At 40.2% G+C, this 19430-nt stretch carries 14 protein-coding genes and 1 pseudogene; all 15 read right to left on the bottom strand.

Annotated features, from left to right (window positions below):
* Window positions 1-298: 298 nt before the first annotated feature.
* The 15 genes and pseudogenes from HMPREF1116_RS04870 to HMPREF1116_RS04800 all read right to left on the bottom strand — a co-directional run bounded on the left by HMPREF1116_RS04870 (window position 299) and on the right by HMPREF1116_RS04800 (window position 19427).
* Window positions 299-1183 (bottom strand): ROK family protein, encoded by an 885-nt coding sequence (locus tag HMPREF1116_RS04870; RefSeq protein ID WP_000186504.1) that lies wholly within the window; start codon window positions 1181-1183, stop codon window positions 299-301.
* Window positions 1184-1198: 15 nt separating this feature from the next.
* Complete coding sequence (locus HMPREF1116_RS04865; RefSeq protein ID WP_001281464.1) at window positions 1199-2116, bottom strand: dihydrodipicolinate synthase family protein; 918 nt, start codon at window positions 2114-2116, stop codon at window positions 1199-1201.
* A 163-nt stretch (window positions 2117-2279) separates the two neighbouring features.
* Complete coding sequence (locus tag HMPREF1116_RS04860) at window positions 2280-2930, bottom strand: YesL family protein (RefSeq protein WP_000940563.1); 651 nt, start codon at window positions 2928-2930, stop codon at window positions 2280-2282.
* A gap of 20 nt (window positions 2931-2950) precedes the next feature.
* The gene (locus HMPREF1116_RS04855; RefSeq protein WP_000575435.1) at window positions 2951-3403 is read right to left on the bottom strand and encodes a YhcH/YjgK/YiaL family protein; all 453 of its coding nucleotides are present in this window, start codon (window positions 3401-3403) and stop codon (window positions 2951-2953) included.
* Between the two features lie 200 nt (window positions 3404-3603).
* Complete coding sequence (locus HMPREF1116_RS04850) at window positions 3604-4446, bottom strand: carbohydrate ABC transporter permease (RefSeq protein WP_001183246.1); 843 nt, start codon at window positions 4444-4446, stop codon at window positions 3604-3606.
* Between the two features lie 15 nt (window positions 4447-4461).
* Entirely contained in the window at window positions 4462-5328 is an 867-nt protein-coding gene (locus HMPREF1116_RS04845; protein ID WP_075227343.1) for a carbohydrate ABC transporter permease, read from the bottom strand.
* A 233-nt stretch (window positions 5329-5561) separates the two neighbouring features.
* The gene (locus HMPREF1116_RS04840; protein WP_000669443.1) at window positions 5562-6887 is read right to left on the bottom strand and encodes an ABC transporter substrate-binding protein; all 1326 of its coding nucleotides are present in this window, start codon (window positions 6885-6887) and stop codon (window positions 5562-5564) included.
* Between the two features lie 117 nt (window positions 6888-7004).
* A complete protein-coding gene (locus tag HMPREF1116_RS04835) occupies window positions 7005-7703 on the bottom strand; it encodes an N-acetylmannosamine-6-phosphate 2-epimerase (protein WP_001135656.1) in 699 nt (232 codons plus the stop codon).
* Window positions 7704-7997: 294 nt separating this feature from the next.
* Complete coding sequence (locus HMPREF1116_RS04830; protein WP_000682248.1) at window positions 7998-11321, bottom strand: SIALI-17 repeat-containing surface protein; 3324 nt, start codon at window positions 11319-11321, stop codon at window positions 7998-8000.
* Between the two features lie 623 nt (window positions 11322-11944).
* Entirely contained in the window at window positions 11945-12241 is a 297-nt protein-coding gene (locus HMPREF1116_RS04820; protein WP_007554787.1) for an SIALI-17 repeat-containing surface protein, read from the bottom strand.
* 15 nt (window positions 12242-12256) lie between these two features.
* Window positions 12257-12307: pseudogene (locus HMPREF1116_RS12485) on the bottom strand (SIALI-17 repeat-containing surface protein); the annotation flags it as partial.
* 47 nt (window positions 12308-12354) lie between these two features.
* The gene (locus HMPREF1116_RS04815; RefSeq protein ID WP_007554775.1) at window positions 12355-15633 is read right to left on the bottom strand and encodes an SIALI-17 repeat-containing surface protein; all 3279 of its coding nucleotides are present in this window, start codon (window positions 15631-15633) and stop codon (window positions 12355-12357) included.
* Between the two features lie 368 nt (window positions 15634-16001).
* Entirely contained in the window at window positions 16002-16985 is a 984-nt protein-coding gene (locus HMPREF1116_RS04810; RefSeq protein WP_001245640.1) for an acetylxylan esterase, read from the bottom strand.
* Window positions 16986-17422: 437 nt separating this feature from the next.
* The gene (locus HMPREF1116_RS04805; RefSeq protein WP_001291283.1) at window positions 17423-18349 is read right to left on the bottom strand and encodes an ATP-binding cassette domain-containing protein; all 927 of its coding nucleotides are present in this window, start codon (window positions 18347-18349) and stop codon (window positions 17423-17425) included.
* 10 nt (window positions 18350-18359) lie between these two features.
* The gene (locus HMPREF1116_RS04800) at window positions 18360-19427 is read right to left on the bottom strand and encodes an ABC transporter ATP-binding protein (protein WP_000589653.1); all 1068 of its coding nucleotides are present in this window, start codon (window positions 19425-19427) and stop codon (window positions 18360-18362) included.
* Window positions 19428-19430: the final 3 nt, after the last annotated feature.

The following is a 19430-nucleotide window of genomic DNA, read 5'->3' as shown; positions in this document are numbered from 1 at the left end:
AGTCAGCTACTGCCCGAGCCCAGTTTTATCTGGCGACAATTTTTGTTTGATTCCCTAGCTTAAAATTCTTTTTCAGAGCTATTTATTTTGAGTAAATATAAGATTGTAGAAATCGCTTACATTTTCTAAAAATAAAATAATGCTTCCATTAGCAAGAATTTTTCTAGAGTTTTCGCATTATTATAAATATACTATGTTATATTAAAAAATGCAAGGGTTTTCAAATTTTTAACTAGATTTTTACTAAATGATCATTTTGCTGTTTATGACTAAAAAATCCTAAATTGGCAAGGCCAACTTAGGATTGTTTTGTTTTGAAGTGATAGTAAGCTCCAAGCATACCCGCAGTATTTTGATGACGCGCAAACTCTAATCTTGTTTTTTCCGCTAAACTTGGAACAAGCGCATCTTTCAGAGCTGTACGAATTTTCGGTTTCAAAATCGCTTCCTGCCCCATAATACCACCACCTAGTATAACAACCTCTGGATTGGCAACATAACAGATGTTAGCAAGACCTTTCCCAAGATAGTCTACCATACGGTCAATTCCCTCCATACAGAGTTTATTGCCTTCTGTAGCTTCTTTGAAAATTCTACGACCATTCCAATGGGCTACTTCTTCACCATGAGCCTTGGCTACATACTCGACCAAGGCAGTTGTAGAAGCTAAATCTTGGAAAGCCCCATCTTGCATATGCATATAGCCAACTTCACAGGCAGAATTACTAAATCCATGGAAAATCTGGCCGTCAATGATTAAGCAACCACCGATACCTGTCCCAATGGTTAAGCATAGCGTTATGCCCGCACCATCTCCTGAACCAGATACCGCTTCTGCTAGCCCTGCGCAGTTGACATCATTTTCAATCTCACAAGGAACTTGGAAACTTTCTTCAATTTCTTTTTTAAATTGAGTCCCAGCATAGTTCGGAATCTGAGGACCAGCATAAAAAATCTCACCTTTATCAGGGTCAACCATTCCCGCAGAGGAAATCGCCACACCTGCCACTGGACCTTTTTCGAGATAGCTAGCTACAATGTCTTTTGTTTTTTGTAAGATGTGTGGACCACCCTTGTGTGCCTCAGTTGCTACTTCGTGAGACTCTACCAGTTGTCCATCTTGGTCAATCAAACCATATTTGATATTAGTTCCACCAATATCAATTGCAACGTAATTAGTCATAAAGCCTCCTATTGATTAGAGGAAACGCTCCTTAGTTTCACGAATCAATTGAGCAGCTGCTTCAACAACTGGACGATCTTCTTCGGTCACTGGTGTAAGTGGAGAACGGACTGATCCGATATTAAGTCCTTCATTGATTTTCAAGACTTCTTTGATAACACCGTACATGTTTCCATGTGCAGCAGTCAATTTACCAATGATAGCGTTGATTGCATATTGCAATTCACGCGCTGTTTCTAGGTCTTTATCTGCAATCAATTGGTTGAGTTTCAAGAAGAGTTCTGGCATAGCACCATAAGTACCACCGATACCAGCTTTAGCACCCATGAGACGACCACCGAGGAATTGTTCATCTGGACCATTAAAGACGATATGATCATCACCACCAAGACTTACAAAAGTTTGGATATCTTGAACTGGCATTGAAGAGTTTTTAACACCGATTACACGTGGGTTCTTCAACATTTCTGTGTAAAGACTTGGAGTCAAAGCAACTCCTGCCAATTGAGGAATGTTATAGATAACGTAGTCTGTATTTGGTGCTGCTGCACTGATGTCGTTCCAGTATTTTGCTACTGAGTACTCAGGCAAACGGAAGTAAATTGGTGGGATTGTTGCAATAGCATCTACTCCCAAGCTTTCAGCATGGCGAGCAAGCTCGATACTGTCTTTGGTATTATTGCAAGCCACGTGAGCAATGATTGTCAATTTACCTTTAGCAACAGCCATGACTTCTTCCAAGATCAACTTGCGGTCTGCTACACTTTGGTAGATACATTCACCTGAAGAACCGTTAACATAAAGTCCTTGAACACCTTTATCAATGAAGTATTGCACCAAAGCACGAGTACGTTCTGGGCTTACTTCTCCCTCATCATCATAACATGCGTAGAAGGCAGGAATAACACCTTCATATTTTTTTAAATCTGACATAGATTTCTCCTAAGATTTCTTATTTTCTGCTTTGAGCAGATGATTTTTACTATTTTAGTATACACCTTGTGAAAAGCGCTTTCAATACATCCAAGCCACTTAGATTTTAATTTCTATTCATCTTCCATAGCTTTTCATGTTTGAAAGTAGTTTCATATCATTTTCAATCTGTTTGATATTTAGCAAACAATTTTTCCATTAATCCAGCCTGGCAAAATGCAAGAAGACCAAAGCCAAAGAGTAGAAATGCTGATCCACCGAGCACTAGAGTAAAGCCTGATAGATAGAGAAGCATAATGATTAATAAAATAATCGCAAGCATCAAGAAGAACCACACGAAGTTAAAGCTGACCAAGAGCAAGCCCTTTTGAAGAACTTCTTTCCAAGTCAAGTCATAGCGCGCTGCAATAGGATAGCTAGCCAACATAACTAGGGTTAAAAATATCAGAATACCCAAGCAAATGGCTTTAATGAGCTGGAAGCCTAGGCCTGTTTGCCCCCAGAATAGAGACAAGTCAACTACACTAATTAGAAAAATTCCTAGTTCCAACAAACCTAACTGGAGACCTAATTTCAAATTTTGCTTAAAGGCTCTCATATAAGTTTTAAAAACAGGAACACGACGACTACCCTTAACTTCGAAGATTGTCTGATAGAGACTGATCTTCGCTACTCCGATTGTCACAATAGGCAAACAAGACACAACAAAGAGTAGGTTGACCGTCACGATGTCTAAAACCTTCTCACAAAATCGCATAAGAAAGTTATCCGTATCGAATGCTGCTTTTATCAATCCAGATCCTTTATGTGCCATTGTTTGCTCCTCCTAACTGACTAATCGATTAAAATTTTAAATAAGTATTTGCGAACTTTATCTTCCATACCTGCATAACCATTAGGTTGATGAGGTTCACCTGGGAAAAAGACTGCAAAATTGTGATAACCCAATAAAAGTGGGTATTGTTCATGACAATGAACAAAGCCGATATCGCTAGCTTCGTCAAAGGCTACAGCCTCGTCTTTTACACGAGAACCGTAGCTAGAGTACTCATGCCCTTCAACCAGCAAATGCAAATCTGCATATTTTTTATGATGTTCAAAGCGATCATTTTCCTCTTGGTTAAGAACATTTTCCTGTACAACTAAGAAAACCTTATCTCCATCAATCTCGTATTTTCCTAATTCAAAGTTATCTTTACGATGCTCATAGAGATAATCAATGGCCTTATCGAGATTAGGATGAATTCCCTTGTAAAAGCTAATGTTTTTTAAATCATCAAAAATCATAGTAATTTCCTTTACCTGATTGTTACCTTCAGACATACGATGTCTAGCCAGTAAGTTTATAAGTGTCTAACAAAACTTCATGAAGTAAGCAACTCCTCTCCATTTTGTAGACACTTATATATCCTGTATTCTCTTAGTCTATCAACTATACTGCTGCATACTGATAAACAATTTGTACTATATTCAATTTTCGCAGAGGACTATCCTTTGACAGCTCCCATAGTAATCCCTTGAGTGAAGGATTTTTGGAAGACAAGGAAGACTGTTACGATTGGCACAGCTGCAAGGGCAGCACCTGCCATGATCAAACCGTAGTTAGTTGCCATCTCGGCCTGCATAGTCGCAACCCCGAGTGAGATGGTCAAGTTTTGACGTGAAGTCAACATTACCAATTGCATGAAGTAGTCATTCCAAGTATTGATGAAGGTGAAGATTGCAAGAGCTGCAAATCCTGGCTTCACAATAGGGAAGGCTACGCTCCAGAAGGTACGAATCTCGCCGCATCCATCGATTTTAGCAGATTCCAGCAATTCTGTCGGAATGTTTTCACTGAACTGTTTCATAAGGAAGACCCCGAATGGCCATCCGATTAAAGGCAAGATAACTGCCCAAAGAGTGTCATGGATTCCCATGAAGTTGACGATACGTACCAATGGTACAAGGACAACTTGTTTTGGAAGAGCCATGGCAGCGATAAAGATTGCAAAGAGAATGCGTTGTCCATAGAAACGTTTCTTAGCCAATACATAACCTGCTAGTGAAGAGGTTGCACAAACCAAGAACATCGTTACTAAAGAAATGAACACTGAATTCCACATCCATTGCAAGGCTGGGTTTTGCACCATCAATTGTTGGAAGTTCTCCATGGTTGGAGCTTTAGGGAACCATTGTGGTGGAATCATAATGGTATCTGGTTGTGATTTGAATGCACCTGTCAAGATCCAGTAGAATGGGAAGATAAACAGTACAGTCAACAAGAGCAAAATGATTGTTGAAATAACAGTAAAGGCTGTTAATGGTTTCTTTTGTTGTGTAGGTTGCATAGCTGTCTCCTTTCCTTAGTATTCTACATCGTTTCCGAGGATCTTGAATTGAGCGAAGCTGACAAGGGCAATCATAACTGCCAAGAATACACCAATAGTATTGGCATAGCCATATTCAGTCAATTGGAAGGCTTTTTCGTAGAGGTAGTACATAAGTGTACTTGTTGAGTAGTTTGGACCACCAGATGTCAACAACTGAATCAAGGCGAAACATTGGAATGAGTTGATGGTTGTAATGATTGCGATATAAAGTGTTGTTGGAAGAAGGCTTGGCCATTTAATCTTCCAGAATACTTGGAACTCAGTCGCACCGTCAACACGTGCTGCTTCTACAAGTGAGTTATCAATATTACCCATTGCAGCGATGTAAAGAATGATTGGTTGACCAACTGATGTTGTCAAAAGGATAATCATAATCGCCATCAAAGCCCAGTTTTTATCTCCCAACCAAGAAATGTTTTGGCTGATGATGTGGCTTGACTTAAGCACGAAGTTCAAAATACCTGATAGTGGATCGTAGATCCATTTCCATACTACTGTTACGGCAACACTACCTGTTACTACAGGAAGGAAGAAGACGAAACGGTAGAAAGATCTAGCGATGGCATTTTGTTGGTAAGTTTGTGATGCTACAAAGAGCGAGAAGAGTACAACGACTGGTACAGACCCAATAACCAAGATTACGGTATTAATCAAAGATTTTGTAAAGACAGGGTCTTTAAACATACGGATGTAGTTGTCCAAGCCCACAAACTCAAAGCTAGTCATCGAATAGTTGAAGAAACTAGTGATGAAGCCCATGATCATTGGAGCTAAAACGAAGACAGTAAAGAAGATTAATACTGGTGCTAGGAATGCGTAGGAAATAATAGTTTCCCGCATGCGAATTTTATTGATTTTCACAGTCGGCACCTCACTTTCACATAGTTTTGTTTTTTTGACTGTTATCTGACCCTGATCTAAAATCAAAATGAAATTTTTCTAAGATTCGTCAATGTAAAAACTTCATTTTAATTTTGACCTGTCAGTTGCTTCTATTTCAAACAAAAGTCCCCCTTTTCATACACAGATATGCTCAGGGAAAAGGGGGGAACTCAGTTTTTATTTAGGGCTTATTATTTAGCTGCTTTTTTGATTGTTTCATTCGCTTTTTCAGTGAATGCTTTCAATGCTGCAGCAGGTTGTTCGTCACCATTTGATACAGCTTGCAACATTGGGAACCAAAGTGTTCTCATTTCAGCAAATCCGTCGATTGTGTTGTAATATGGTGAGTAGTATTGAGTCCAGCTACCGATTGTTTCCATACGTTTGTCATCATAAAGTTTTCCAAATGAAGTACGAACTGGGAATGCACCTGTACGAACTACGTCTTTAGGACCCCATTCTTTGTCATCTGCGATGAATTGGATGAATTTCTTAGCTGCTGCGACTTTCTTTTCGTCTTTGTTGTTAAATACTGCAAATCCGTTTACAAGGTATTCAAGAGCTGGTTTACCTGAATCAGATGGGAATGGTACTTCTACCACTTCAACTTTACTTGCTTCCAAGAGTTTAGCTTGGATACCATTTTGAGCTGGTGCCCAAAGGATTGTGTAAGAAGTTTGACCGTTTGCAAAGTTTTGGATGTCTGCTCCACCGTCAAATTGTGAACCATTGTTCAACAAACCATCTTTGATCCAGCTTGATGCTTTTTCAAGACCTTTAACGAATTTAGGATCGTCAGTTGTATATTTAGTTACTTCTTTATCAGTTACAGAACCGCCATAAAGGTTAGCGATGAAGGCACGTGTTCCTTGGTCTCCCCCTTGACCTGAACTGAACAATGAACCTGGTGTATATCCTTTATCTTTAAGCGCTTTCAAAACTTTTTCAAAGTCATCAGTTGTCCAACCTTCTTTTACAAGGTTTGCAACTCCTGCATCTTCCAACATTTTCTTGTTCATAGCCATGTAGAATGGTGCAGAACTGATTGGATACATGTAAGCTTTATCACCAGCTTTACTTGCTTGGATGATGTTTTCGTTGTTGACATCTTTAACAAATTCATCTGTAAAGAGGTCGTTCAACTCAGCCAATTTACCATTTTTACCGTATTGGATGATACGTCCTGGTGCGTCAAAGAGAACGTCTGGCGCAGTTCCTGCTTCGATTGCTGTTGTGATTTTTTCTGGACCAGATTTGAAGTCGATTGTTTCTAGTTTAACTTTAACATCTGGATTTGCTTTTTCAAAAGCTTCGATGATAGATTTTTCATAAGTTCCTACACCATCGCCAGTTTTTTCTTGAGTAAAGACTGGGAATGCCCACCAAGTGATTTCAGTTTTTCCACTGTCACTACCAGAGCTAGCAGCATCTTTGTTAGCATCTGATTTGCCACAAGCAGCAAGAGATAGAACCGCAGCACCCGCAAGTACTGTACAAGCTAGTTTTTTAAATTTCATTTGTATTCTCCTAAATGATGATAAGCGTATCCGAATCGGATAATGAGTAATGTCAACTTTGTATACGTTTTCATTTTTTCCTACTAATCAACCACTCTCCTCGTTTTTTATATTGTGTTATTTAAGACCCGCAACAAATCGTTCCGTAATCTCTTTTGGTCTAGTAATAGCGCCACCAACTACGATACCTCGCACTCCGTAACCTAGGATTTGCTTAGCTTGTTCTGGTGTGTGAATTTTTCCTTCAGCGATGACGTCCACCCCTGCATCACAGAGTTTCTTGATGAGTTCAAAGTCTGGGCCATCCACTTTTGGACTGTAAGAAGTGTAACCTGACAAGGTTGTTCCGACAAAGTCAATTCCCGCTTCAACTGCTGTTAGACCTTCCTCAAAGGTACTTGTGTCAGCCATCAAGAGTTGATTTGGATATTTTTCTTTGATCTGACGGATAAATTCTTGGATCTCCAAGCCATCATGACGTTCACGTTTGGTACAGTCAAGAGCAATGACTTCGATGTCAAGAGCTGCTAGTTCATCTACCTCTCTCATAGTCGCTGTGATGAATGGTTCCTGTGGTGGATAATCACGTTTAATAATTCCGATAATCGGAAGTTTAGTGACCTCTTTAATTTCCTTGATATCTCGAACACTGTTTGCTCGGATACCGACTGCACCACCTTGTTCAGCTGCTTTCACCAACAAGGGGATAACTCCTCCCGCTTCTGTGTAGAGCGGTTCATGAGGAAGTGCCTGACAAGAAACGATGATTCCATCTTTGATTTGTTCAATCAAGGCTTCTTTACTAATTTGTGGCATCTACTTTCCTCCTTTTCTTTTCCTTTGTGTTTATGTGACTATTATAGCTTATTATTAAAGCGCTTTCAATAACTTGTGCTAGAATAGATTGGAGTTTCAAAACAATTTTATGCAACAGTTTCTTCTGAAAGTAGTTTCAGGGACATAAAATCTATCCCAACACCTCTTAAATCTTGAAACCAGCCCTTTTTTCTCGCAAACATGAAAGAAAAAAGGCCGTAACAAATTTTCGTTACGACCCTTTCTAACTAAGATCTAGTTTCACTAAGGAAACCTTCACTTTCAACTATTTGACTAATCTTCTTTTCTCTTCCCCAAAGCAAACATACCAAGGAGCATCCCCACAAGTCCTACTGATGCAAGGGCAGAGGCATCTTCGTTTCCTGTCTTAGGAAGAACATCTTGACGAACTGCAGGTGCTTGATAGGTCTTATCTTGTGACATAGCCTGTGATACAATAGACTGCTGACCTTTGTGATCTGGATCTTTATGTCCTGCTCCTTCTGAACCTTTGGTACCAGCTGTAAGTCCTGGTTTTTCTGTCGGTGCGATGTCATTCTTCACACTGCCCGTGAATGCTGGCACTTCATGCACCGCTGGTTCAAGACCATTAACGCCACCCACAAATCCTGGTTTTTCAGGAGTTACAGGACTATCAGCGCTTACTCCGCCTGTGAATTCTGGTACTTCATGTACAGCTGCTTCACTACCATTGACTCCACCTGTAAATTCTGGAAGTTCAGCTATCGGTGCTGCTTCTTCGCCTACTGTACCAATAGGTTCAGTATACTCTGGGAGCTCCGTTACAGCAGCTTCTTCACCATTCACCCCACCTTCGAATTCTGGTACTTCATGTACAGCTGCTTCTACACCGTTAACACCACCTGTGAATTCTGGTACTTCGTGAACAGCTGCTTCACTACCGTTGGCAGCTCCAGGAATACCTGCTCCTTCAAGACTCACTGGAAGATTGTGCATACTCTCGATTGCTCCAGAAGCAAGTCCAGTTATTTCTTGACCAAGATCTGACTTGTCTATTGTAAATAGAAGAGTCTTAGTATCATACTGGGTCATGAAGTTTACTTTTTTACCATTTGCCAACTGAAGTGTTGGAATTTTGTTAACCAAAACTTCTGAATCAAACTCTACTGCAAGAATTCCTGGCCATTTTTCAATAACATTTTTAACTTTGGCTTCTTTAGGAGAAATTCTTTCCTTCGTTAAGAAATCCCAGTTGAATTTCTTGAAGGATAGAGTATAAGGATTGCCACCAGCTTCATGATGTTCATACAAGAGACCAAATTCTTTTGGTCCAATCTGTTGAAGTGAGTTATAGGCATATTCCCCTTCTTGAATCAAATGATGATGCAGCCAAGTCAACTCGCCATCTTCTTCTACGCGAGCCACTCGAATGTAACCATTCTTACGACCTGGGCCATTGGCATTTGCTAGAAGGATATATTCCTTACCATCTTGAACCGTATGAGTCGCTGCCATTTGAACATAGACATCTGGTACATCATAGCGTGCTACATAGTTGTCCCATGTAATACCACCATCATTACTTGTCGCAACTTGCAAATCACCAGTCAAACCACGCATAAAGAGTTTCAACTGACCATTGTTCAACTGAACAACAGAAGATTCCGTATTTTGAGCGTAATAATTGTTCATGTTGCTTGAATCAACTACTGTACCATCATAAAGTGTACGGTTATCATTGACACCGCCACCCATATGCCAAGTCTTACCATGGTCATCTGAGTAGATGATACGAGATGATTGAGAACCATTGAGGTGGTTTGTTCTATTCGTCGTATAGACAGGAACGACGATTCGACCTTTATGAGGTCCATTCTGGAGGGTAATGCCCACTCCAGGTCCCACACCTAAGAATTTCATCCAATCAGCTTTGACCATTGGGGTAATATCTTGTGGCGCAGACCAAGTCTTACCGTCATCATCACTGTAAGACATCCACAGGTAGCTGTCTTTAGCAATTCTAAATGGAGAGGTTTTATTGCTTGTAAAGTAGATATTTCCTAGCAGTTGCTCACCCTGATAAAGATCACCTTTATCGCTATAAGCCGGCTTGACAGGATTTACAACAACACGGTAATCCGTTGCCTGACCATCTGGTGTGTAGACAACACCATTTTCACGAATGGTATAGGCTCCATTTTCTCCTTCACGATAAAGAATTTGGTAGGTTTTCCCATCAATTTCTTTATAAGCTTCCTCTTTTTCAGCTGACATCCCAAAGATACCTTTTCCTTCTGGGAACATATCATAGACTGAAAAGATTCGTTTGGTTTCAGTATCTTGGGCTAAAACCATATCGATATTTACTGGTGAACCAACAGATGGATCAGTAGCTTTTGGATTGTCACGTAGATTCGTAAGTGTGATACGATCACCCCATGTTTGACCATGATCTTCACTTCGTTTGACGACCATACCGATATCGCCCCAGTCATAGTGGTGCAAACGACGTTCATCAGCTCCAGCAATCAAAGTTCCCTTGTCAGTCTTAAGAAGGGCTGGAATACGATAACTATTAATACCATCTGGATTTGACTGCCCATTTTTACCAGCTTCAAAAACATCCTTTTTATCTGTTATCTCAGCTCCTTCTGGAAGCTTTTTCTCTAATTCGGATCTTTCAAAGAGGTAGCTACGATTTTGAACTTCTTCTGGACTCAAGGCACGATCGTAAACAGTTAGATTACGAACTTGTAAACCTGCCCCCCAAACCATACTTCCTGCACGATTTGTGGAACCAATTTGCATATGATTCACATCAGGCATATCTTTGATAAAGCGTCCTGATTTCTTACTTGTTCGTGACAAAACTCCGTTTACATAGAGACGAACTTGCCCATCTGGAGAATCTGCACTTGGTCTTTCAACTGTAAAGGTTACTGAGTTCCACTGACCTGGTTTGACAGTTAATGGTGCGTCTGTGTATCTATCATAAAATTGATCGCCGTTTTGATCGCGGCCCTCAATCAAGGCAACATTGTTGTAAACAGCCATGGTGAAATATTCATTTCGAACCTTATCACTTGAGACTGAGAAAAGGTTGTAAAATGCTGGTGCAGAAGCATCTGGTTTGAACTCCATATGAATGGTCGCATTTTGAAGCTGTTTCAGTTTTTCCAATTGCTCTGTCAGATCAATTCTATTGCTATTTGCAGCATTAGTCTCTACATCTTCCTTTTCAAGAACAGTATTGACATTTTCCAACTCTCTAGCATAGTAATCACGTGGAAGCGCAGCTGGATCTTTTTCGGTTTCTCTAGTTGCTTCTGCCGTTTCTGCTGTTGCAGTTGTTTCTGCCGTTGCAGTTGTCTCTGTTCCAGTATGTGCTTCTGTAGATGCATGTGTGACTGTATCTACCCCATTAGACTCTGTCGCACTCTTTTCAGTATCTACTGCTTTTTCTGCCTGTTCCTTCTCTACTCCTAGTTCTGTCGTCTCCTTATTGGTAGTTGTTGCTTCTTGTGCTAATACCGGCGATGCACCAAAAACAACTGCTCCAATCACTACTGAAGCGGCTCCTACTGTAAATTTGCGAATTCCGTATCGTTGTTTTCTCTCCAACTGATTATGCTTCATCTTTCTTCCTTTCATTTTTAAAAATAAAGCGCTTTCTTTTTTGCTTAAAATTTTTAGCCATCTGACTAAATGACAAAAATTACTTTTTCACGAATGGTTACACTCGCTCTTTCAAATTTTCTCTCACTTAACGACCCATCGTTAACTAGAGTCTCCTACTCCTTTCAAATTTTATCTTATTCTCATTATATAATAAATTTCCCTATTTTAAGATAGATGAATATAGAACAGATTTCACTTTCAGTTTTCGAAACATAAACTCAGACATTTGAAACTACTTTCGGGTACTTTGGATTTTTTCAAACAGAAAATTGCTTCATTCGGTTGAATCGTTTTTTTAATGAACTTTATCTCAAACTTATACTCAATGAAAATCAAAGAGCAAACTAGGAAGCTAGCCGCAGGCTGCTCAAAACACAGTTTTGAGGTTGTGGATAGAACTGACGAAGTCAGTAACACATATACGGTAAGGCGAAGCTGACGTGGTTTGAAGAGATTTTCGAAGAGTATTAACTATTTGACTCCTGATTTATCTAGATCAAAAAGGCCGTAACTAGTTCTAGTCACGACCCTTTCTAATATAAGATCAAATTTCTCTATGAATTTCGTTGATTTTAACTATTTCATTGATCTTCTTTTTTCTTGCCCATGGCAAACATACCTAGGAGCATGCCTACAAGTCCTAGAGATGCAAGAGGAGCAACAGCTTCACTTCCTGTTTCAGGAAGAAGTTGCTGACGAGCAGCAGGGGCTTGATAAGTTTTATCTTGTGCCATAGCTTGAACTACAATTGACTGTTCTCCCTTATACTCTGAGACCTCATGGATAGCAGCTTCAGCACTGTTTGCACCACCTACATAGGCTGGAACTTCTGTACTCGCAGATTCTAGACCATTAACACCGACTGTATATTCTGGCACCTCTAACTGAGCGGCCTCTACTGCATTGACGCCACCTGTGTACTCTGGAACTTCTAACTTAGCGATTCACGCATTGACACCACCTGTATATCTGGACTCTAACTTAGCAGATTCTACGCATTCACACCACCTGTATATTCTGGCACCTCTAACTTAGCGGATTCCACTGCATTGACACCACCTGTGTATTCTGGAGAATCTAACTTAGCGGATTCTACTGCATTGACGCCACCCTCAAATTCTGGGACTTCTGATGTAGTTGCTTCCTCACCATTGACACCACCTTCAAAAGCTGGAACGTCATGAATGACAGACTCTCCTTTTGAGCTTTCTACTAGACTACCCTCTGGAACTTCATGGACCGCGGCTTCCTCACCGTTCACACCACCTTCAAAGGCTGGCACATTATGAACAGCGGCTTCCTCACCGTTGACGCCACCTTCAAATTCCGGAACTTCGTTAATAGTTCCTGGTGGATTTTCTTCAACCTCTATTTCTGAAACTTCATGAACAGCGGCTTCTTCGCCGTTCACACCACCTTCAAAGGCTGGCACATTATGAACAGCGGCTTCCTCACCGTTGACACCACCATCAAAGGCTGGAGCCTCATGAACTGCACCTTCTTCACCATTGACTGCACCTGTAAATTCTGGGACTTCATGGATTTCTGCTTTTGCTCCATTTTTACCACCAGGGACTCCTGCACCTTCAAGACTTACAGGCAAATTATGCATGCTCTCAATTGCACCATCAATGATTTCTGTAATTTCTTGACCAATATCTTCCTTGTTAACTGCGAAAAGCAATGTTTTTGTATCGTATTGCGTCAAGAAAGTCGCAAAGTTCCCATTTGCCAATTTAAGAACTGGTGGTTGATTCACCAATACTTCAGAATCAAATTCTAGAGCAATGACATTTTTGCTCATCTCCACAGCATTTTTCACAGTTGCTTTTGTTGGAGCAATTCTATCCTTGCTTAAGAAATCCCAGTTGAATTTCTTATAAGATAAGGTGTATTCATTTTGAGTGGCAGTTGCATGCTCATAAAGTAAGCCAAATTCACCATTTCCAAGATCTTGCAAGGAGTTATAAGCAAATTTACCACTTTGAATTGGATTATGTTTGAGCCAAGTTAGGTCTCCATTAGCTTCCACACGTGCCAAGTGTACCAAACCATTGTAACGTCCTGGCCCACCTGCATTACTGAGGATGATATATTCCTTACCATCTTGCACCGTATGAATGGCAGACATTTGAACGTAGACGTCTTGGACATCTGAATAGCGTTTTACATCTTTTTCCCAAGTCGCTCCGCCATCTTTACTTGTTGCAACTTGCAAATCCCCTGTCAATCCACGCATGAAGAGTTTGAGATCCCCATTATTCAACTGAACAACAGTTGACTCAGTATTTTGAGCACCTGGATTATTCATAGTTGAAGAATGAATTGTTTGGTTACCTACTGGACGGTTATCATTGACCGCTTCACCAGCGTGCCAAGTTTCACCATGGTCATCTGAGTAAATGACGCGTGAAGACTGAGAACCACTTAGGTAGGATACGTTATTTGTAGTGTAGGCAGGGATAACCAGACGACCTTTATGAGGTCCTGAATGTAAGGCAATACCTGTACCAGGTCCAGTACCTAAGAAGTGCATCCAGTCCTTACGAATTCCGTATGTAATATCTTTTGGTGCAGACCAAGTTTTACCATCGTCATCACTATAAGACATCCAGAGATAGTTGGTGTTTGAAACTCTAAAGATATTCTTGTCGCTATAATCGAAGTAGACATTACCAATCAGTTCTTCACCCTTGTAAAGATCACCCTTATCACTATAGGCTGGTTGCTTAGGATCAACTACAACACGATATTCTGTCTTTCTATTTTCAGGGTCAAAGACTTCACCATTTTCACGTATTGTATAACGTCCCGCTTCACCTTTTTTGTATAGAACCTGATAAACCTTATCTCCAATTTGCTCATAGGCTTGTGGTGCTTTTCCTGGTAAATCTCTTACCGCTTCACCTTCTACGAACATATCAAAAATAGAGAAGATTCGCTTAGTTTTCGGATCTTGGACTAGGGTCATGTCAATGTTGACTGGTGATCCCGCATGAGCTCTTCTGGCATTCTCATTGTCCCGAGGATTTGAGATGACAATTCTATCACCCCACGTTTTGCCCTTATCATCACTACGACGAACAACCATACCGATATCGCCCCAGTCAGAGTGATGCAAGCGTCTCTCATCTGCACCAGCAATCAAGGTTCCTTTATCAGTTTTCAGCAGGGCAGGAATACGGTAGCTTGCGATACCATCTTTATTTGGCTTGCGGTTCTCACCACCTTCAAAAACATCCAGTTTATCAGTAACTTCTGCTCCTTCAGGAAGTTTCTTCTCCAACTCTCCTCTTTCAAAAAGTTGGCTACGTTTTTTAACTTCTTCTTGAGAAAGAGCACGGTCATAAACAGTTAGATTACGGACTTTAAGATTAGCACCCCAGAAGTTTTTGCCTGTGCGTTTTGTTGTACCGATTTGTACATGGTTGACATCTGGCATGTCTTGGATGAAGCGACCAGACTGAGGACTTGTGCGCGACAAGACACCATTTACATAGACGCGAACCTGACCTTTTGGTTGGTCAGCATTTGGTCTTTCAACTGTAAAGGTTACAGAGTTCCACTCACCTGGCTTAATCTTCAAAGGAGCAGTTTTATAATCACCATAGAATTGGTTTCCATTTGCATCACGACCTTCAACGATAGCTGTGTTATCAAGGATGGCCATAGTGAAATACTCATTTACTTTGGTATCACTAGAGACTGAGAAGAGGTTGTAAAAACGTGGAGCAGATGCATCTGGCTTAAACTCCATATGAATGGTCGCATTTTGAAGTTTTTTAAGCTTGTCGAGCTCCTCCTTCATGTCAACTCTTTGACCGTTTGAAGGATTGGTTTCAACATCTTCTTTCTCTATAACAGTATTGGCATTTTCCAACTCTCTTGCATAAAAGTCACGGGGAATGTTTCCAACTTCCTCGTCTTCACTCTCTGTAGCTGGAGTTTCGTTTGATGCTTCTGTTCCGGTTGGTTTTTCAGACCCTGGGTTTGCTTGCAACTCTTCACGTCTCACTTCTGTTCCACTATTATTTACTGTGGTTACTTGGCCTGCAAGCTCCTTATCTAAATTAGCTAGATTTCCTGTCTCTACTTCCTTAGGCAATTCTGGCAAAGATTGCCCCGCTGTTTCACCATTCGTTGATGGTGCCTCTTGAGCCAAAGCCGGTGCAGCACCAAAAACAACGGCTCCAATCACTACTGAAGCTGCTCCAACTGCAAATTTCCGAATTCCATATCTCTGTTTTCTATCAAAATCTCTCTGATTCATGTGTTCCCTTCCGTTATTTTTAATAAATAAAGCGCTTTCTTTTTTGCTTAAAATTTTTAGCCACTCAGACTAGATGCAAATAAGAAACTGTATTATTGAATGGAATTTCCATTCTTTGTAATGAAATGCTGTTGCGCTTTTATAAATTCCAAGTTAAAAGATTCGCAACTAGCTATACTCCTTTCACTTTTTATCTTAATCATATTATATAATAAATATTCTAAATTTTAGACTTCATAATCTATAATAGATTTTACTTTCAAAGATATTTAGAAGTTTCAAACTACCTGAAACTACTTTCTCATTATCTGGGTCACATAAAGAAAAGCCTGTAGTTCATTCGAAACTACAGAGCTTTTTTTCAATTTTTAGTGACCAAGATAGGTAAAGGGGATCTCACTACCACACAACCAATTGTAAACTTGATCATTGACATGAACATTCATGGCCTCATGAGCGTATTCAGGCATGATACGATAACTCTTTTCACAAGTCAGACGGTTGTAAATAGCAAACTGAGTGATTGGATAGCAAACATCGTCATCAAGCCCAGTAATCATTCGAACTTCCCCCTTAATGCGATGGGCAAGATTTTTTACATCGATATAGGCGAGTGTCTCCATAATCTGCTCTTCTGTCTCATGGAATGGATCATGGAACTTAAAGTAACGAAAGAGCTCATCATAGGCTTCGCTGGTATTCCCAATCTCAAGTACTCGTCTAAAATCTGATAAGAATGGATAAATAGCAACTGTACGCTTGATACGTGGATTGAGCCCCGCAGCCACCAGAGCTAGCGCTCCTCCTTGAGAAGCTCCATAGCTTGCTAATTGGCCTTCATCCACTTGTGGGAAGCTAGCTACAATCTCAACTAATTGATAAATATCAAGATAAACATCCTTATAGAAGAGTTGCTCTTTTCCTTCTACTGCACCACGGATGATTTGGCCCTTAACTGTATTTCCAAGAGGCGAGCGTAACCCATCTTGTGAGTAACCAGACTGACCACGGACATCCATAGATACGACACCATAACCAGCGACTGTAAAGGCCAACATATCTGTCCAATCCCAACAACGTCCCATATAGCCATGGAAGTGAAAAATAACTGGTACTTTCTTTTCTGATTTTGGTAAGACCACGCGTGCATAAACAAGGCCTTCCCGAGTGCCCTTAAAGGTGAGTTCATAACACTTCACATTTGGAATACGAAAATCACGTTCCTCTAATTGGTAATCTGGCAAGACCGAAACCTTCTCAATCTCTCCATCCCAAAAATCGTCAAAGTCTTGCGGAACTTCATCTCGCCCTCTGTAAGTTTTCATTTCTTCTATTAGTGCTGGATTTCTCATAAAACCCTCCTTAATTTTGTAACCGTTACCATAACTCTAGCACATAAAGGAAGGCAATGCAAGACTGATATTTTAAATAGAAAGTGATTTTAATTTTGAAGATTCATAAAAGCTTATCTGAAAGTAGTTTTATCCATTCCATTCTGTATAAATTCAATACACTTTCAAAGAATAACAGCTTCTTTGGTCTCTCATCCAAGAGTCATTGAAGACTAGGCTTATACTCAAATCCAAACTAGGTCAGCTTTATCTGCAACCTCAAAGCCGTGCTTTGAGCAACCTGCGACTAGCTTCCTAGTTTGCTCTTTGATTTTCATTGAGTATTAGCATGTTTTCGGGTATATAGTTGTCTATCTTTAATCTAATGTTCTTTTACAAAAATAAAAAAGCTTCATAACCTTAATAGAATTTTTCTACCAAGATTACAAAACTCTTTCTTATTTCAAATCTTTTTTATAGCGTTCCAACTCTGCTTGGTTTGCCCAAACATAGTGACCTGGACGAATTTCTACCATAGAAGGCTTATCAGTTTCATAGTCATGTTGATCTGGATCATAGACTTTCAAAACTTTTTTACGTTCCAAGATTGGGTCTGGAATAGGAACAGCTGATAGAAGTGCTTGCGTGTATGGATGAACTGGATTGTTAAACAATTCTTCAGTCTCAGCCACTTCAACAATGACACCCTTATAAATTACCGCGATACGATCAGAGATGAAACGAACTACTGACAAATCGTGGGCAATAAAGAGATAAGTCAAGCCTAATTCCTTTTGGAATTTCTTGAGCAAGTTCAAAACTTGGGCACGTACTGAAACGTCCAAGGCTGAAATCGGCTCATCCGCAATAACGAAGTCAGGTTGCATAACCAAGGCACGGGCAATCCCGATACGTTGACGTTGTCCACCTGAAAACTCATGTGGGTAACGTGTCAAGTGTTCAGCCAAAAGTCCCACTTCACGAATGATATTTTGAACTTTTTCTTTTCTTTCTTCTTCATCTTTAAATAAATGGTGGTTATAAAGACCTTCAGAAATGATATAGTCAACCGTTGCACGTTCATTCAAACTTGCAGCAGGGTCTTGGAAAATCATTTGGATACGACGGATTAATTCCGAAGCTTGTTCACGTGATTTTTTACCATTAATTTTTTGACCTTCAAAGATGATATCACCTTTGCTGGTATCATTAAGACCGATGATAGCACGACCAATTGTTGTCTTACCACTACCAGACTCTCCAACAAGTGAGAAAGTTTCTCCTTTGTTGATAAAGAAGTTCGCATTTTTAACAGCGACAAACTTTTTGCTTCCTTCACCGAAGGAAATTTCTAAGTCTTTAATTTCTACTAATTTTTCAGACATTTCCTTCCTCCTAGTCCTCAAGATGAGCAAAGCCCATCTTTTCACGAATTTTATCGTGTAAGTCTTCAATCACTGCTGGTTTTGAAACTTTTGGAGCCTGTTCATGAAGCAACCATGTTTTCGCCCAATGAGTATCTGATACTGCAAACTGAGGTGCTTTTTCTTCGAAATCAATCTTCATCGCATAGTCTGAACGAAGAGCAAAAGCATCTCCCTTCAATTCAGTATAGAGCGATGGGGGTGTTCCAGGGATTGAGTACAATTCACCTTTGTCATCCGCAAGTTGAGGCAAGCTTGACAAGAGGCTCCATGTATATGGGTGACGTGGGTCGTAGAAGATTTCTTCAACAGTACCATACTCGACGATTTCACCAGCATACATAACTGCAACTTTATCAGCGATACTTGCTACGACACCTAGGTCGTGAGTGATGAAGATTGTTGTAAAGTGGTATTCGTGTTGAAGTGATTTCAACAAGTCAATGATCTGTGCTTGAATGGTCACATCAAGAGCTGTTGTAGGCTCATCACAGATAAGAATGTCTGGACGACAAGCAAGAGCAATCGCGATAACGATACGTTGACGCATTCCTCCAGAATACTGGAATGGGTATTCATCAAAACGTCTCTCAGCATCCGGGATACCAACCTTGTTCATATAGTCGATAGCCATCTCTTTAGCTTCTTGAGCTGTCTTGCCTTGGTGTTTAATAATAACTTCTGTGATTTGACTTCCGATTGTCTTGATAGGGTCAAGACTGGTCATCGGATCTTGGAAGATAGTTGCAATCTTTGCACCACGAATACTTTCCCATTCTTTATGAGAAGATAAGGTTGTCAAATCTTGTCCACGGTAATTAATACTACCTTGTGCAATACGACCATTTTCTTCCAACATTCCTGTGAATGTTTTTGTCAAAACTGATTTACCTGAACCTGACTCCCCAACTAACGCAAGGACCTCTCCCTCAATCAAATCGATGGAGACACCTCGAATAGCTGTCAAAATCTTGTCACGAACATCAAATTCCACGACAATATCTTGAGCAGTCAAAATTACATTTTTTCCTTTTATCATGTC

Origin of the sequence: Streptococcus sp. SK140 (assembly GCF_000259525.1) — a bacterium.
Lineage (GTDB): Bacteria > Bacillota > Bacilli > Lactobacillales > Streptococcaceae > Streptococcus.
This window is presented reverse-complemented; position numbering and strand designations above follow the sequence as displayed.

Excerpts from the sequence above, each read along its gene's own strand:
- HMPREF1116_RS04840 (WP_000669443.1), bottom strand. The coding sequence starts at position 6,887 with ATGAAATTTAAAAAACTAGCTTGTACAGTACTTGCGGGTGCTGCGGTT.
- HMPREF1116_RS04850 (WP_001183246.1), bottom strand. The coding sequence starts at position 4,446 with ATGCAACCTACACAACAAAAGAAACCATTAACAGCCTTTACTGTTATT.
- HMPREF1116_RS04835 (WP_001135656.1), bottom strand. The coding sequence starts at position 7,703 with ATGCCACAAATTAGTAAAGAAGCCTTGATTGAACAAATCAAAGATGGA.
- HMPREF1116_RS04805 (WP_001291283.1), bottom strand. The coding sequence starts at position 18,349 with ATGTCTGAAAAATTAGTAGAAATTAAAGACTTAGAAATTTCCTTCGGT.
- HMPREF1116_RS04815 (WP_007554775.1), bottom strand. The coding sequence starts at position 15,633 with ATGAATCAGAGAGATTTTGATAGAAAACAGAGATATGGAATTCGGAAA.
- HMPREF1116_RS04870 (WP_000186504.1), bottom strand. The coding sequence starts at position 1,183 with ATGACTAATTACGTTGCAATTGATATTGGTGGAACTAATATCAAATAT.
- HMPREF1116_RS04810 (WP_001245640.1), bottom strand. The coding sequence starts at position 16,985 with ATGAGAAATCCAGCACTAATAGAAGAAATGAAAACTTACAGAGGGCGA.
- HMPREF1116_RS04830 (WP_000682248.1), bottom strand. The coding sequence starts at position 11,321 with ATGAAGCATAATCAGTTGGAGAGAAAACAACGATACGGAATTCGCAAA.
- HMPREF1116_RS04865 (WP_001281464.1), bottom strand. The coding sequence starts at position 2,116 with ATGTCAGATTTAAAAAAATATGAAGGTGTTATTCCTGCCTTCTACGCA.
- HMPREF1116_RS04855 (WP_000575435.1), bottom strand. The coding sequence starts at position 3,403 with ATGATTTTTGATGATTTAAAAAACATTAGCTTTTACAAGGGAATTCAT.
- HMPREF1116_RS04860 (WP_000940563.1), bottom strand. The coding sequence starts at position 2,930 with ATGGCACATAAAGGATCTGGATTGATAAAAGCAGCATTCGATACGGAT.
- HMPREF1116_RS04845 (WP_075227343.1), bottom strand. The coding sequence starts at position 5,328 with ATGCGGGAAACTATTATTTCCTACGCATTCCTAGCACCAGTATTAATC.
- HMPREF1116_RS04800 (WP_000589653.1), bottom strand. The coding sequence starts at position 19,427 with ATGATAAAAGGAAAAAATGTAATTTTGACTGCTCAAGATATTGTCGTG.